Annotated in this window: 17 protein-coding genes; 1 reads left to right on the top strand and 16 read right to left on the bottom strand. The window is 42.5% G+C overall.

The window, feature by feature from the left end; all coding sequences use genetic code 11:
- Positions 1 to 15: 15 nt before the first annotated feature.
- The 7 genes from rpmG to ybeY are packed head-to-tail and all read right to left on the bottom strand — an operon-like array spanning position 16 to position 4,618.
- On the bottom strand, positions 16 to 165 hold the full coding sequence (gene rpmG / locus B7720_RS07290) for a 50S ribosomal protein L33 (RefSeq protein WP_007519517.1): 150 nt from the start codon (positions 163 to 165) through the stop codon (positions 16 to 18).
- A complete protein-coding gene (gene pmrA, locus B7720_RS07285; RefSeq protein WP_084857312.1) occupies positions 165 to 1,364 on the bottom strand; it encodes a multidrug efflux MFS transporter PmrA in 1,200 nt (399 codons plus the stop codon). The genes rpmG and pmrA overlap by 1 nt, the downstream gene beginning before the upstream one ends.
- A complete protein-coding gene (gene coaE / locus B7720_RS07280; RefSeq protein ID WP_084857310.1) occupies positions 1,351 to 1,956 on the bottom strand; it encodes a dephospho-CoA kinase in 606 nt (201 codons plus the stop codon). The genes pmrA and coaE overlap by 14 nt, the downstream gene beginning before the upstream one ends.
- Positions 1,956 to 2,780, bottom strand: a complete 825-nt coding sequence (gene mutM, locus B7720_RS07275) for a DNA-formamidopyrimidine glycosylase (RefSeq protein WP_084857308.1) — start codon at positions 2,778 to 2,780, stop codon at positions 1,956 to 1,958. The genes coaE and mutM overlap by 1 nt, the downstream gene beginning before the upstream one ends.
- Before the next feature lie 48 nt (positions 2,781 to 2,828).
- Positions 2,829 to 3,728, bottom strand: coding sequence for a GTPase Era (era, locus tag B7720_RS07270; protein ID WP_084857305.1), 900 nt, complete (start codon positions 3,726 to 3,728; stop codon positions 2,829 to 2,831).
- 16 nt (positions 3,729 to 3,744) lie between these two features.
- On the bottom strand, positions 3,745 to 4,140 hold the full coding sequence (locus B7720_RS07265; RefSeq protein WP_000378183.1) for a diacylglycerol kinase family protein: 396 nt from the start codon (positions 4,138 to 4,140) through the stop codon (positions 3,745 to 3,747).
- Positions 4,121 to 4,618 (bottom strand): rRNA maturation RNase YbeY, encoded by a 498-nt coding sequence (gene ybeY, locus B7720_RS07260; RefSeq protein WP_000275169.1) that lies wholly within the window; start codon positions 4,616 to 4,618, stop codon positions 4,121 to 4,123. The genes B7720_RS07265 and ybeY overlap by 20 nt, the downstream gene beginning before the upstream one ends.
- Positions 4,619 to 4,722: 104 nt before the next feature.
- Here ybeY and pavA point away from each other — a divergent pair, with 104 nt between their 5' ends.
- Positions 4,723 to 6,378, top strand: a complete 1,656-nt coding sequence (pavA, locus tag B7720_RS07255; RefSeq protein WP_084857303.1) for an Rqc2 family fibronectin-binding protein PavA — start codon at positions 4,723 to 4,725, stop codon at positions 6,376 to 6,378.
- A gap of 199 nt (positions 6,379 to 6,577) precedes the next feature.
- On the opposite strand, the gene B7720_RS07250 is transcribed toward pavA, so the two are convergent.
- The 9 genes from B7720_RS07250 to B7720_RS07205 form a co-directional block, all read right to left on the bottom strand.
- On the bottom strand, positions 6,578 to 7,309 hold the full coding sequence (locus tag B7720_RS07250; protein ID WP_000357677.1) for an NAD-dependent protein deacylase: 732 nt from the start codon (positions 7,307 to 7,309) through the stop codon (positions 6,578 to 6,580).
- A gap of 155 nt (positions 7,310 to 7,464) precedes the next feature.
- On the bottom strand, positions 7,465 to 8,175 hold the full coding sequence (deoD, locus tag B7720_RS07245) for a purine-nucleoside phosphorylase (protein ID WP_084857300.1): 711 nt from the start codon (positions 8,173 to 8,175) through the stop codon (positions 7,465 to 7,467).
- 567 nt (positions 8,176 to 8,742) lie between these two features.
- Positions 8,743 to 9,453 (bottom strand): type 1 glutamine amidotransferase, encoded by a 711-nt coding sequence (locus B7720_RS07235; RefSeq protein WP_001263734.1) that lies wholly within the window; start codon positions 9,451 to 9,453, stop codon positions 8,743 to 8,745.
- 4 nt (positions 9,454 to 9,457) lie between these two features.
- Positions 9,458 to 10,267: a purine-nucleoside phosphorylase gene (locus B7720_RS07230; protein ID WP_000143350.1), complete on the bottom strand. Its 810-nt coding sequence runs from the start codon at positions 10,265 to 10,267 to the stop codon at positions 9,458 to 9,460.
- Positions 10,264 to 10,824: a DUF1697 domain-containing protein gene (locus B7720_RS07225; protein ID WP_084857298.1), complete on the bottom strand. Its 561-nt coding sequence runs from the start codon at positions 10,822 to 10,824 to the stop codon at positions 10,264 to 10,266. The genes B7720_RS07230 and B7720_RS07225 overlap by 4 nt, the downstream gene beginning before the upstream one ends.
- A gap of 1 nt (position 10,825) precedes the next feature.
- Entirely contained in the window at positions 10,826 to 12,037 is a 1,212-nt protein-coding gene (locus B7720_RS07220) for a phosphopentomutase (RefSeq protein WP_084857296.1), read from the bottom strand.
- A gap of 23 nt (positions 12,038 to 12,060) precedes the next feature.
- A complete protein-coding gene (gene rpiA / locus B7720_RS07215) occupies positions 12,061 to 12,744 on the bottom strand; it encodes a ribose-5-phosphate isomerase RpiA (RefSeq protein WP_084857294.1) in 684 nt (227 codons plus the stop codon).
- A gap of 105 nt (positions 12,745 to 12,849) precedes the next feature.
- Positions 12,850 to 13,779, bottom strand: coding sequence for a peptidase U32 family protein (locus B7720_RS07210; protein ID WP_049518552.1), 930 nt, complete (start codon positions 13,777 to 13,779; stop codon positions 12,850 to 12,852).
- A gap of 125 nt (positions 13,780 to 13,904) precedes the next feature.
- Positions 13,905 to 14,585, bottom strand: a complete 681-nt coding sequence (locus B7720_RS07205; protein WP_084857292.1) for an ABC transporter ATP-binding protein — start codon at positions 14,583 to 14,585, stop codon at positions 13,905 to 13,907.
- Positions 14,586 to 14,598 lie beyond the last annotated feature (13 nt).

Below are 14,598 nucleotides of genomic sequence, written 5' to 3'. Positions count from 1 at the left end.
ATTTTACCATAAATTCTACTTAGATTCAAGATGTAAAGTTACTTTTCTTTCCTTTGGACAATATTTTAAAACCTCAATCTTGTCTGGATGGGTTTTGGAGTTCTTACTGGTTAGATAATTCATGCTGCCACAAGAGGAGCACTTGAGATTGATTTTTACTCGCACTAGATTTCCTTTGCTTTTAATAATGATCTAAATTGCACTATGTTGCATAAACAACTGAAAGCTACACAAGCTGCTGTCGCATAAAAGACAGCATGGTAGCCCAAATATCCTGCAACTGCAGATCCCGCCATAGGTCCAATCACTCCACCGAGGTAAAAAAAGACTTGGTTGAAAGCGAAAATCCTTGAAATACCTGATTTTGGAGTCATTTTGCTGAGAAGGGCATTGACTCCTGGTATGAGAGCTCCCGTTCCCAAACCAAAGAGAAAACGATACAAGCCAAGTTGAAGGGGGCTGGTTGCATGGGCACAAAGAAGGTAAATGATGACGGAATAAATCTGCGCCGCGACCAACAATCTATGATTCCCTACCTTATCGCCAAGTTTTCCTAGAATTCCAGCACTCATCATGCTAGAAAATCCCATGCTGGATACGATCAATCCTGATACAAAGAGGAGATTCTCAGTCTGCCCTAAGTCCCGCACATAGAGAGCCAGAATGGGACCAATTGATTGAGCTGAAAATTGAATGACAAAGCTCGTCAAAAATAGATTCACTAAAAGCCTAGGATACTTGAAAGAAGAAAATACTTCTTTCGTTGGGATAGCCTTCTCCTTAGCCACTGGCTGAAAATCTTCCTTGATAAAGAAAATGGTTAGGATTGCAGCTAAAAATAAGAAAGAACCTACCAATAAAAAGACATTACGAATGCCAAAAATTTCAGCAATAAAGCCTCCAACAAAGGGGCCCGTCAGTGTTCCCGCAACTACACCTGTAGATAGAGTCCCCAGAGCCGCTCCAGACTTATCTTTAGGTACCTGACTAGCAATCAAGGCTGTTGCATTGGGGACAAATCCAGTAAATACACCATTAAGCAAGCGCAAAAAGAGTAGCCAATAGATATTTGGCACGAAGGCCAAACCTCCCATGGTAATGGTCATGGCAAGACCTGCTCGAATCATCATGGGCTTTCGTCCATATTTGTCAGCAAGAATACCCCAGATGGGAGAAACTAGAGCTGCTGAAACAGCCGAAACTGAGATGGCTAATCCAGCATAGAAAGCAACTTGGTCTCCTTCAATTCCCAACTGCTCTACAAAGATAGGCATGAAAGGAACGACCAAGGAAATGCTGGCGCCCGTTAGAAAACTACCGAACCAGGCAACACGAAGATTCTCTTTCCAACTAATCTCTTGCACAGCTATCGCCTCCTTCAAGTAACTTCACTACTTGACTCACAAGCTGATCACGACTGCCATTGTTGTCTAGAACATGACTCGCCAATTTTTTCTTTTCTTCTAAAGACCACTGAGCTGCCAGACGCGACTCTGCTACTTCCTTAGAAAGATGATCCCGTTTCATGAAACGTTCCACCTGAACATCTCGATCCACATAGACCAGCCATGTCTCATCAAACCAGGCACTGTAGTCCTGTTCAAAAAGTAGGGGAATATCCATGAAAAAAATCGTTTCTGTCTGGGCTAACTGGTCTCTCAGTGCAGCCAATTCCTCACGAATAATCTTTCCTTGGGTTTGCTTAGACCATTCCCGCTCCTCAGGATTTGAAAAGATGAGACTAGCCAGGAGAGGGCGATTGAGTTCTCCATTTTCAAGTATGATTTCCTGTCCAAAATGCTGGACTAAAACCTGATAAAGACGACCCCCGGGTTTTTGTAGATCATGGACGACTGCATCGGCATCCACCGCTTGAAAACCTTTCTCTCTTAGGAAATTTGTTACAGTTGACTTACCAGAGGCAATTCCTCCTGTGATTCCGATGATTTTTCCCATCAGTCCCTCCTTTGACACTGAGGACAAAAATGAGTTCCTCGTCCACCGAGCTGGAATTTCTCAATCACTGCCCCACAGCGCGAACATGCTTGTCCAGTCTTATCATAGACCTGATGGAAGTCCTGCATGGTTCCGTCTTCTCCAAAGGCATTGGTATAGGTCCGAATGGTGGAACCGCCCTTTTCAACTGCCTGTCCCAAAACAGCAATGGTCTGGTCATGAATAGCTGACGCTTCTTCTGCAGTCAAAGTTTGGGAAGGTCTAGCTGGATGAACCTGAGCTCGCCAGAGGACCTCATCCACATAGATATTACCTAGACCAGCTACCAAGGTTTGGTCTAGGAGATGAGATTTGATAGGCTTTTTAGACTTGGCTAGGGCAGCTTGAAAGACCTGCAAATCAAAGTCCTGCTCTCTTGGCTCAGGCCCTAGTTTCTTAGAAATAAAGTAGACATCCAAAAGGTCGGGTGCCAGCAATTCCATTGTACCAAACTTGCGTACATCCTCGTAAACAAGCGTACCACCATCCTCAAACTGGAAGAAAACATGAGCATGTTTACGTTCTGGAACTTGGTCTGGATAGAAAAAATACTTTCCCTCCATCCGCAGATGGGAAATCAAAACCTTGTCTGTTAGGTAAAAAAGCAAATATTTTCCACGGCGCCCCATTGACTCGATAATCTGATCAGGTAATTCCCTTTGAAACTCTTCCAAATCCGTCTTAATCATCTTGGGATAACGAATTTCTATACTCGAAATCTTCTTTCCCAAAATCAATTTTTCTAAGCCACGACGAACCGTTTCAACCTCAGGTAATTCAGGCATAAGTCCTCCTTCTGTAAAAACAAGAAGCAGGCATGAGCCCACCTCTACTTAGTATTCTTTTTCATTATAGCCAAAGTCAGCCAAATCTAGCTTTTTATCACGCCAGTTTTTCTTGACCTTGACCCAAGTTTCTAGGAAAACCTTGTCCCCTAGCATGAGTTCGATATCACGACGGGCCATGGCCCCAATTTTCTTGAGCATGGCGCCACCTTTTCCGATGATAATACCTTTTTGACTATCACGCTCAACCATGATGGTTGCCCGGATATGAACCTTGTCGGTCTCTTCGTCACGCTTCATGGAGTCAACTACTACTGCGACTGAGTGAGGGATTTCTTCACGCGTTAGGTGCAAGACTTTCTCACGAATCATTTCTGAAACCAAGAAACGCTCTGGGTGGTCTGTGATTTGATCAGCTGGGAAATACTGGAAACCTTCCTCAAGATTTTCACTGAGGATGTCAATTAGACGAGAAACGTTATTTCCTTGAAGGGCTGAGATAGGGACAATTTCCTTAAAGTCCATCTGGTTACGGAAGTCATCAATCTGAGCCAAAAGCTGATCTGGGTGGACCTTGTCAATCTTATTGACCACCAAAATAACTGGAACCTTGGCAGCTTTCAGACGCTCGATAATCATATCGTCGCCCTTACCACGTGGCTCATCAGCTGGCACCATGAATAGAACAGTATCCACTTCACGCAGAGTACTGTAGGCAGATTCCACCATGAAATCTCCAAGAGCCGTCTTAGGCTTGTGAATCCCCGGCGTGTCGATAAAGACGATTTGCTCCTTATCCGTGGTGTAAATCCCCATGATTTTATTGCGCGTTGTTTGCGCTTTGTCACTCATAATGGCAATCTTTTGCCCCATGACGTGATTTAAAAAGGTTGACTTCCCAACATTGGGACGTCCTAAAATGGCTACAAAGCCTGATTTAAATGTCATAATTTCCTCTTAATCTTTAAAATAATAAATCCCAAATGCGTGGGAGAAAGATGAGTGCACCAATCACCGCAGCAAGAAGGGAAACCACAAGCACGGCTCCTGCTGCCATGTCCTTGGCTTTCTTTGCCAACATAGAAAAGTGATAGTGACTGGCTAAATCCACTACATTTTCGATAGCGGAGTTAATAATCTCAAAAGCCACTACCAAGAAAATGCTCATTAGGAGAAAGAGCCATTCGATTCGTGACACCTGAAAAACAAAACCTGCAAGGATGACTACTAGAGCCGTCACTGCATGTTTTCGCATATTGCGTTCTTCCTTGAAAGCAGTCAGAATTCCTGTAAGAGCAAATTCTAAACTAGATACCAGGTCACGATTTTTCCATTTTCGTTTATTGTCTTGTGAGTCCATAGGCTGTCAAAATTTCTTCTTGTAAACCGAACATCTCCGCTTCTTCTTCCGGAGTGTAGTGATCGTAGCCGTTAATGTGTAAAAAGCCGTGTACTGCCAAGAAGCCCATCTCACGCTCAAAGCTGTGGCCATATTCCTCAGCCTGCTCATGCGCTTTATCAATAGAGATGAACAGTTCCCCAATATAGGCATCAAACTCGGACATCATTTCTGCTAATTCAGGATTTTCAAGCAAATCTTCTTCATCAAAGGCAATGTCCAACTCTGGTTTATACTCAAGGCTGATGACATCTGTCGGACGATCCGTATCACGGTACTCGAGGTTGAGTTCGTGGCTACGCTCGTTGGTCACAAAAGTAACTGCCATCTCCTTGTCTTCTTTTCCTATTTTTTGGGCTGCAAATTCCAAAATTTCTTGGGTTTGTTGCAATATTTCTTGTGAAACTTGACCAGTTTCATCTACCATTTCAATATACATGTACTTCTCGATTCTCTTTACTTGGCTTTATTATACCACATTTCCATGATTTTATTCTACCTTTTTGATATAATACTATGGAATACAATCACAAGGAGAGAACGATGTCATTTGACGGATTTTTTTTACACCATATGGTTGAGGAATTGCGAAGAGAGTTGGTCAATGGTCGCATCCAGAAAATCAATCAACCTTTTGAACAAGAGTTGGTCTTGCAAATCCGCAGCAATCGCCAAAGCCATCGCCTGCTCCTCTCTGCTCATCCCGTTTTTGGTCGCATCCAGCTGACCCAAACAACCTTTGAAAATCCAGCCCAACCTTCCACTTTTATCATGGTTTTGAGAAAGTATTTGCAGGGTGCCCTGATTGAGTCGATCGAGCAAATCGAAAATGACCGTATTGTGGAAATTACAGTTTCCAATAAAAATGAGATTGGGGACCATATTCAGGCTACCTTGATTATCGAAATCATGGGCAAACACAGTAATATTCTCCTCGTGGATAAAAGCAGCCATAGAATCCTCGAAGTTATTAAACACGTTGGCTTTTCACAAAATAGCTACCGCACCTTGCTCCCCGGATCGACCTATCTCGCTCCACCAAGCACCGAGTCTCTCAATCCTTTTACTGTCAAGGATGAAAAACTCTTTGAAATTCTGCAAACCCAAGAACTAACTGCAAAAAATCTTCAAAGTCTCTTTCAAGGTCTGGGACGTGATACGGCAAATGAATTGGAAAACATTCTTGTCAGTGATAAACTGTCTACTTTCCGAAACTTTTTCAGTCAAGAAACCAAGCCATGCTTAACAGAGACTTCCTTCAGCCCAGTTCCTTTTGTAAATCAGGTGGGAGAGCCTTTTGCCAGCCTTTCTGACTTGCTGGACACCTACTATAAGGACAAGGCTGAACGCGACCGTGTCAAACAGCAAGCCAGCGAACTGATTCGACGTGTTGAAAATGAACTTCAGAAAAATCGACATAAGCTGAAAAAACAAGAAAAAGAATTACTGGCAACAGACAATGCTGAGGAATTTCGCCAAAAAGGGGAATTGTTGACAACCTTCCTCCACCAAGTGCCTAATGACCAAGATCAGGTTACCTTGGACAACTACTACACCAATCAACCTATCACCATTGCGCTTGATAAGGCCTTGACTCCCAGTCAGAATGCCCAACGCTATTTTAAGCGTTACCAGAAACTCAAAGAAGCAGTCAAATACCTGACTGAACTGATCGAAGAAACCAAGGCTACCATTCTTTATCTAGAAAGTGTCGAGACTGTTCTCAATCAAGCTGGGCTGGAGGAAATCGCTGAAATCCGTGAAGAATTGATCCAAACTGGCTTTATTAGAAGACGCCAACGCGAGAAAATTCAGAAACGCAAAAAACCAGAACAGTATCTGGCGAGCGATGGCAAGACCATCATCTATGTCGGACGAAACAACCTGCAAAATGAGGAATTGACCTTTAAAATGGCCCGCAAGGAGGAACTTTGGTTCCATGCCAAGGACATCCCTGGAAGCCACGTCGTCATCTCAGGAAATCTCAATCCTTCTGACGAAGTCAAGACAGATGCGGCTGAATTAGCTGCCTACTTCTCCAAAGGTCGCTTGTCAAATCTCGTGCAAGTGGATATGATTGAAGTCAAGAAACTCAATAAACCAACTGGTGGCAAACCTGGCTTTGTAACCTACACAGGACAAAAGACCCTCCGCGTTACACCAGACCCAGAAAAAATCGCATCTATGAAAAAATCCTGATTTCAATTGAAATCAGGATTTTCTTTTACATTTTACTCTGCAATTAAGGTTTCCAAACCAACCTTCATCATATCTGTGAAGGTATTTTGATTTTCTCAGCTAGTTTGTAACAAGTCTCAATGAGTGAGATAGTGATCAAAAACTGAAATATCTTCCTCTTTCAAGTAACAAGGTTTTGTTACTATCTTCTAAAATTTTTTTATTGTCTCAATTTCGAAAAAACTTCCCCAATCTTGCCTTCAATGACCAATGTAGCTTGGCTGTCTTGTGGAATACTGGTTTTATTGATAACGACCAGATTTGTCCCAGAAAAATAGTTTACTAGGCTAGCTGCAGGATAAACAACCAAGGAAGTCCCACCAATAATCAGCAAGTCTGCTTGCCGAATAGCTTGTGCAGCTTGACTAAAAACATCCATGTCAAGTGATTCTTCATACAAGGTCACGTCAGGCTTGACCACCTTGCCACAGTCCAAGCAGTGAGGAATCGTTCCCTTGAGGGCCAGAAAGGCAGTTAAGTCATAGAAACGATGACAACCTAGGCAGTAATTACGGTCCGCACTCCCATGCAATTTGATAACCTTTTGGGAGCCAGCCATTTCATGAAGACTATCGATATTTTGTGTCACAACAGCCTTTAGCTTACCTATCTTTTCCAAAGCAGCCAGATAAGTGTGAGCAGCATTAGGCTTGGCTTCTGGATAAATCAGGTATTTTTTATAAAAGTCAAAAAAATCTTCTGGATAGCGCTCAAACATGGTCCGAGAAACGAGTTGCTCTGCCGTAAAATGACGGCCTAACTGATGACTATAAACACCATCTGAACTACGAAAATCTGGGATACTAGACTCGGTTGACACTCCTGCTCCTCCGAAAAAGACTATTCTGTAGCTTTTATCAATCAAGTCTTGTAATAGTTCTATTTTATCCATCCTATTCTCCTTGTATTTTACATTCTAAAAAAGTTGAAAACCAATCGCTCCAAGCAATCTGATTTTCAACTCTTCCTTTATCATTACTTATGTATTTGAGATTAAAGTATTTGAATCAATCTTAGAAGTAACCTTATCTCGAAGTAATACGATGTTTAGTCTGAAATCAAAGTTTCCAAACCAACCTTCATCATATCTGTGAAGGTATTTTGGCGTTCTTCAGCTGTTGTGTCTTCTTCTGGATTAACCAAACTATCAGAAATAGTCATGATAGCTAGCGCATCAACATGGTGTTGGGCCGCCAAGTAGTAAAGAGCCGCTGCTTCCATTTCCACAGCCTTAACGCCCCATTTACCAAGCTCGATATTCTTTTCAAAGTAGTTTGAGTAAAAGACATCAGATGACAAAACATTCCCAACGTGGGTTGTCATACCGTGTTCTTTTGCAATATGGTAGGCCTTGTCCAGCAAATCAAAGCTAGCGATTTGTGGGAAATCGTACTGAGGCCAGTCATTGCGGATGATGTTTGAGTTAGTCGCAGCTGCTTGTGCCAAGACCAATTCACGGACATGGACATCCTCGTTTAAGGAACCCGCAGTTCCCACACGGATCAATTTCTTTACACCGTAGTCCACAATCAACTCACGCGCGTAAATCGAAATGGAAGGCATCCCCATCCCAGTTCCCATGACAGAAACACGGTGACCTTTATAAGTACCAGTGTAACCAAACATGTTTCGCACTTCGTTAAAACAAACAGCATCTTCAAGGAAATTCTCCGCAATAAACTTGGCACGAAGAGGATCCCCAGGAAGAAGAATTTTATCAGCAATTTCACCCTGCTGAGCAGCAATATGGATAGACATAGTTTATGATACAAAGAGCGAGAAGAAAACGACTGAAAATTAGGAATCTGACAAGAAATCCTGATTTCTCAGTCAGATTATCTATTTTCCGAGTTTTCTGCTCGTGTTCAAATAAAAACACACGCTCTGCCTTTCTATTTTATTAGTAGGACAGGTGACAGAGAACATAGTAAAAGTAGAAAATTGACGAAGCATCGATGATGCTAGGAAGTTTATCTTTTTTACACAGTTCTCCGCCCGTATTCAGTTCAGCGAATACAGGAGCCCAGCCTTTCTTTAATTTATATTTGATATTTAGAAAGATACCAAACCCGTCAAAAAGCGAAGGGAAAATAGGAGTTGGGTGCAGTGAGCGATGCTCGCAAGACCAACTATCTTTTTCCCACTGCTTTTAGGGTGGGGTCAATTCCTTTCTTTCTTAATTTTAATTTAGAGGAGAGCCGCCCGTATTCAGTTCAGCAAATACGGTTTACCCATCCTTTCTTTCTTGATTTTAAAATTAAATATTTCACAGAACAATTAGCCCGAGTTTGACTATAACTCAGATACTCTGCCTTTCTGTAGTTCCTAGTTTACCAATGAATCTAAAAATGCATACAGTTTTGCATTCATTTCAGAATAATCGTTTCCACGTAATTCTTCTGGTGTTTGAACAAAAGGCAACTTTTCACTTTGCTCTCTTAATTTCTCCTCACCATCCGCAGCAATCAATAATTCTACTGCGTCTGGATCAAATTCCAAATGAGCCTGAAAGGCATAATGTTTTGAACTGAAGCGAATAATTTGGCGTGGACAACCTTGACTGGTCGCTAAGACGACAGCTTCATCTGTCAGCCCTGGCATATCACCGTGCCAGTGGCCGGTTTCTATGTTTTTTCCGAACAAGCTGACATGAGGATCTGTTAGACCTTGCATCGTCAATGTCACAGGATAAACGCCGATCTCGCGCTCAGGACTGTGCTCATACTCCGCACCATAGGCAACAGACAGGAGTTGCGCACCAAGACAGACACCAACAATATAAATATCTGCTGCAATCGCTTCTTTCATAAAAGCAAGCTCAGCCTTTGGATCATAGTATGGGAAGTTTTCTCTATCCTCATCAGGTGATTGAGGACCACCCATGACAATCAGAAAATCAATCCCGTCAATTGTTTCAGGAAGAGGTTCTTTTTCATAAACCTTTGTTGATGTAATTTGATGACCTCGTTCTATAGCCCATTTTAGATATGCGCCTGGAACCTCAAATGTCTCATGTAAAATAAAGTGAACTCTCATGACATTACAATTCAGCAAGAATCGCTTTAAGCAAGCCTTTGAAATCACCTTTGACACGTTCAGTCACTTCTACAACTTCTTCGTGGTTGAGTTCTTCTTGGAAACCAGCCGCAAAGTTAGTAATACATGAAATACCGAGAACTTTCAAGCCAGAGTGGGCTGCCACGATTACTTCAGGAACCGTAGACATACCAACGGCATCTGCTCCCAGTGTCTTATAGGCACGAATCTCTGCTGGTGTTTCATAAGTCGGACCAGTCACACCAATATAGACACCTTCATCAAGCTTGATACCAAGTTTTTTAGCCACTTCATGGGCAGTAGCGCGGTATTCTGGTGTGTAGGCCTTAGACATATCAGGGAAACGTGGACCAAAGTCATCCAAATTTTCACCCATCAATGGATTTTGACCCGTCATGTTGATATGGTCTGAGATAGCCATCAAGGTACCAGGACCAAATCCAATACCTCCAGCTGCGTTGGTTACAATGACACCTTCGCATCCGAGAACTTTCATCACACGTACTGGGAAAGTCACGACTTCCAGAGGATTTCCTTCGTAGAAATGGAAACGACCTTGAAGAGCCAAGACCTTACGACCTGCAAGTTCTCCATATACCAATTTACCAGCGTGACCGACTACTGTCGAACGACCCCAGTTTGGAATATCTGCATAGTCTACTACAACTGGATTTTCGATTTCTTCCGCCAATTCTCCAAGTCCTGATCCAAGGATTAGACCGAACTCAGGCGCTAGTATTCCCTTGTCTTTCAGGAAAGCAGCTGTTTCCTTGATCTTATCTAAAAATGTCATTGTGTGTCTCCTTTATTATTTGTTAACATTTGACCAATTTTGTCAAAGGTTTTTGCATTGCGAATAGTAATGTTGCGATAGAAAGGCATCTTGAGCAAGTGCTTATGATAGGCAGTTGCATAGTAGGATTTTTCAGAGATCTTCCCCCAGAAAATCCCAAGTTTTCCAAAATGAACCACTTCATCTTTCAGTTCCAAACTTTCAACTTTCTCAATGACTTGAGCAACATCCAAGCTCTCCGTGTAGAAGAGCACATCCTTTCGTGCCAAATCTTTGGTCCACCATTCAGGTAGATTTTCAATTTCTGCTTCAAAGTCCTCAAGACTCAGCAAGGAAAAGCTCTGAATAAATGGATAATGGACTTCAAAGAATGCCTCTAACTTTTCAACCAATTGGGCTTTGGCATCTGTCGAAGTAAAGAAAATATTGCCACTGTTGATGTAGGTTTCAACCTTTTCCAGCCCCAACTCTATCAGTTCTTGACGAAGTTGCGACATAACAACCTTATTCTTTCCACCGACATTAATGCCCCTTACCAGTAAAGCATAGTGTTTCATCTTATACCAATTTATCTAAGAAACTTTCACCAATCATGGCAGTTTCAACACCAAAGTTATCCGCAACTGTTGCTGAGATATCTGCGAAATGTCCAACTGGAATGAGACCATTACCTTTAAAGGCAGGGCTGTATGCTAAAAGTGGAATATATTCACGAGTGTGGTCAGTTCCAGCATAGGTTGGGTCATTTCCGTGGTCCGCAGTAATCAAGAGAAGATCATTTTCTCTCATGGCTGCGATAATTTCAGGCAAGCGTTCATCAAACTCATGCAAGCAATCACGGTAACCATGAGCATTGCGGCGGTGGCCGTAAAGGGCATCAAAGTCCACCAAGTTTGTGAATGAGAATCCTTTTTCAAACTCAGCAAGGCCCATGGTCTTCAATAGTGTATCAATTCCATGGCTGTTTGACTTGTTGTGGCCCATGTCATGGTTGATACCAGCGCCGTTAAAGATATCGTTGATTTTACCAACAGCGTACGTATCGATGCCAGCTTCGTTCAATTTATCCAAAACAGTTGGTGCAAATGGAGAAACGGCTAAGTCACGACGATTTGCTGTACGAGTGAAGTTACCTGGCTCACCAACATATGGACGGGCAATGATACGACCTAGAAGAGCAGGACGCTCAAGGGTAATTGAACGAGCGTATTCACAGATACGGTACAATTCATCCAAAGGAATGATGTCTTCGTGGGCAGCAATTTGCAAAACAGGGTCAGCTGAAGTATAGATAATCAACTCTCCAGTTTCCATTTGACGTGGTCCGAAATCATCGATAACAGCCGTACCTGAGTATGGTTTGTTGGCTTCACGAATGACCTTGCGCCCTGAAAATTCTTCGATTTTTGTCAGGATTTCTTCTGGGAATCCGTTCCAGAAAGTATCGAAAGGCTCGGTAATGTTGAGTCCCATGATTTCCCAGTGTCCAGTCATGGTGTCCTTACCTAGAGATACTTCTTCCAATTTTGTTGCATAACCTGTTGGATTGCTTTCAGCTGGTACAGTCTTAAGAGGCGCTTCGCGAGGAATATTTCCTAGACCGATTTTAGCCATGTTTGGCACATTCAAACCAACTGTTTTTGAAATGTGTCCCAGTGTGTCAGAAGCTCCATCTGGAACCCCTGCATTGACAAAGTTATTGGCATCTGGTGCTGCACCGATTCCTACAGAATCCAGCACCACCAAGTGAATACGATTAAATTTTGACATAGTCTGTCTCCTTATTTTTTTGATTAGTTTGCTTTTGTTGAAGTTAAAATCTGAACACCATCTCGTCCCGCTACGATGACCTTATCCACCATTTGGTTGAACAAGCCATGCTCTACGACACCAACGACATGGTCCAATTCGTGTCCGAAGGCAATCGGATCTTCAATGACATCCAAGGCTAGGTCAATGATAAAGTTCTGCATATCGGTCACAAAACGTTGGCCGTCTTTTTCACGGAAACTTGGTTTGTAGCCAGCTCGCTCAAACCGACGAAAGACCTGTTCTGCACCATACTGAACCACTTCTACTGGCAATTTAAAAGCACCTAGTTTCTTGACCAGTTTGCTTTCATCCACCACCCAAATGTATTCTTTTGAGGGCGTTGCGACAACCTTCTCCATCAGAAGGGCACCACCTCCGCCTTTGATTCCGTTAAACTGGCTATCTACTTCATCCGCCCCGTCAACTGTCACATCGACAAAGTCTACTTGATCAATCGACTTGAGCGGGATGTTTAGTCCTTCAGCCTGTTTACTGGTCACACTGGAAGTCGTTACAGCAGTAATCTGCAAACCTTCTTCCTTGATCCGACGACCTACTTCCTCTACGAAATAGTAGGCAGTTGATCCAGTACCGAGTCCAACAACCATACCATCCTTGACAAACTCAGCAGCCTTGATACCTGCCATCTTTTTCAGATTCTCCACTTAAACACCTCCATTAAAGAGCTATTTTTATTATAACATGTATCCGTTTTTATTTCATGGATACACTGGAAAAACCCGAACATTTTTATTTCGGGTTTTGGTGTCCTATTTAACCATATCAGGATCGTAATCATAGAATCCTGTGTCGAGGAAACGGTTTTTAGGGTGTAACTTGCGTACTTCCTCGTCTAACAAGAAGGCTTGGTCATGACTGAAATTCCCCTCTTGAATCAAGCTACGCGCTTGGATAAAGAGCTTAGCAATTTCTACAAAATTCTGACCAGGGGTGTAAAGTCCTTCAAGTTTCCAATGAGTAAAACCATGCTCCACCAATTCTGTCAATTTGGTCATCAAATCAAGGTCATTGTTGGCAAAGATGTGAGTCCCATGATTGTCTTCAAAGATAGAGTAATGGCTCTCAGGGTCACTCGGTTCTGCCAAGAAGAGGTCCCGCTTACGCGTCTTTTCATCATCGATATGCGTAAAGTTATAGTAGTTTTGTAAGAGCGGACGCTTAGAATGGTGAATGACACTAGCACCATAAACCAAGACTTCAGCAGGAATTTCCAAAATCTCTGGCATCTTGAAGAGTTCAGCAGATGGAATTTCTCGCGCCAAAACAGCTTCTGATGCTCCTGCCTTTTGACCCCAGAAGTTAATCTGACGACTGCTTGTCACCATAGTTGAAGCATCGTAAATGGTTTTAAAGGAATAGCCATCACGGTTGACCACATAAAAGACACCTGCATCCCCAACAGTAATATAGTCTGTCTTGATTTCTTCCAAGAAGTCTAGGAAAGGCTTGATACGGTCCATCATATCCTGGTGCATGAGGGCGTTGACTGCAACGATCAATTCCTTACCCGCATCATGAACGAGCTTAGCGATGGTGCGCAACTCTTCATAACTAAAGGTCGTTGGCAGACGAAGTCCAAAATCTTTCTCACCGACATAGATACGATCTACGCCAGCTTCGAGTAGTTGTTCAACTTGTTCAATACTTTCAGCAGTTGCTGTAATGATAATCTTTTCCATAAGGAAAATTATACCACATTTCTCAAAAATCAGCTATGGGTACTGAGAGTTTCATAAAAAGTTAAACTTGTTTCTATCTTTTCCAATCAAAAAAGTGAACAGTAACTTGTACCATTCACTCTATTTTATGCATGTGTTTCTTCAACTAGGTGGCCATCGTTCATGACATAAATACGATCAACCTTATCAAGAAGACGAGTATCGTGCGTAATCATAACAACTCCTCTACCTTGTTCATGGGCAATGGCAGCCAACATCTCCGTTACTTGGTAAGCACGCTCGGTATCTAGACTGGCTGTCGGCTCATCTGCAAGCACAATGCTTGGATTGTTATAGAGCGCTCTAGCAATGGCCGCACGTTGACGTTCACCACCCGATAGAGACTTGGGATAATGATCTTTTACTTTTTCCAAATCCAACAACTTAAAGAGCTCTTTTCGGTCACTTTTACTATTTTTTCCCTTATCCAGTCTGTCAATCAAATCCAGCTGTTCCTTGACTGTTAGAAAAGGAATTAGGTTTGAAGCCTGGAGAATGAAACCAAACTCTCTAAAACGGAGGTCTGTTTTTTCCTTCTCCGTCAAACTGCCTGTTTCCTTCCCTTTGACTAGAATCTTTCCACTCGATGCTTCCTGAAGTTGTCCTAGAGTTGTTAGAAAGGTTGTCTTTCCAGAGCCAGAAGGCCCAACGATAGATACGAACTCTCCCGCATTTAGCTGAAAATTCGTCTCATGCAGGGCTACGACTTTCATCTTTCCTTCCCCATACGTTTTTGTCACTTGAGTCATTTCAATCAATGCTGTCATACTATTCTCCTTA

Origin of the sequence: Streptococcus oralis subsp. oralis, from assembly GCF_002096455.1 — a bacterium.
Taxonomy (GTDB): Bacteria; Bacillota; Bacilli; order Lactobacillales; family Streptococcaceae; genus Streptococcus; species Streptococcus oralis_CY.
The sequence above is the reverse complement of the archived record's forward strand: the minus strand, read 5'-3'. Positions and strand labels throughout refer to the sequence as shown.

What these genes read in the sequence shown, in the direction of transcription:
- coaE (WP_084857310.1), bottom strand. Translation starts at nt 1,956, where the DNA reads ATGGGAAAAATCATCGGAATCACAGGAGGAATTGCCTCTGGTAAGTCA.
- mutM (WP_084857308.1), bottom strand. Translation starts at nt 2,780, where the DNA reads ATGCCTGAATTACCTGAGGTTGAAACGGTTCGTCGTGGCTTAGAAAAA.
- era (WP_084857305.1), bottom strand. Translation starts at nt 3,728, where the DNA reads ATGACATTTAAATCAGGCTTTGTAGCCATTTTAGGACGTCCCAATGTT.
- B7720_RS07265 (WP_000378183.1), bottom strand. Translation starts at nt 4,140, where the DNA reads ATGGACTCACAAGACAATAAACGAAAATGGAAAAATCGTGACCTGGTA.
- ybeY (WP_000275169.1), bottom strand. Translation starts at nt 4,618, where the DNA reads ATGTATATTGAAATGGTAGATGAAACTGGTCAAGTTTCACAAGAAATA.
- pavA (WP_084857303.1), top strand. Translation starts at nt 4,723, where the DNA reads ATGTCATTTGACGGATTTTTTTTACACCATATGGTTGAGGAATTGCGA.
- B7720_RS07250 (WP_000357677.1), bottom strand. Translation starts at nt 7,309, where the DNA reads ATGGATAAAATAGAACTATTACAAGACTTGATTGATAAAAGCTACAGA.
- deoD (WP_084857300.1), bottom strand. Translation starts at nt 8,175, where the DNA reads ATGTCTATCCATATTGCTGCTCAGCAGGGTGAAATTGCTGATAAAATT.
- B7720_RS07235 (WP_001263734.1), bottom strand. Translation starts at nt 9,453, where the DNA reads ATGAGAGTTCACTTTATTTTACATGAGACATTTGAGGTTCCAGGCGCA.
- B7720_RS07230 (WP_000143350.1), bottom strand. Translation starts at nt 10,267, where the DNA reads ATGACATTTTTAGATAAGATCAAGGAAACAGCTGCTTTCCTGAAAGAC.
- B7720_RS07225 (WP_084857298.1), bottom strand. Translation starts at nt 10,824, where the DNA reads ATGAAACACTATGCTTTACTGGTAAGGGGCATTAATGTCGGTGGAAAG.
- B7720_RS07220 (WP_084857296.1), bottom strand. Translation starts at nt 12,037, where the DNA reads ATGTCAAAATTTAATCGTATTCACTTGGTGGTGCTGGATTCTGTAGGA.
- B7720_RS07210 (WP_049518552.1), bottom strand. Translation starts at nt 13,779, where the DNA reads ATGGAAAAGATTATCATTACAGCAACTGCTGAAAGTATTGAACAAGTT.
- B7720_RS07205 (WP_084857292.1), bottom strand. Translation starts at nt 14,585, where the DNA reads ATGACAGCATTGATTGAAATGACTCAAGTGACAAAAACGTATGGGGAA.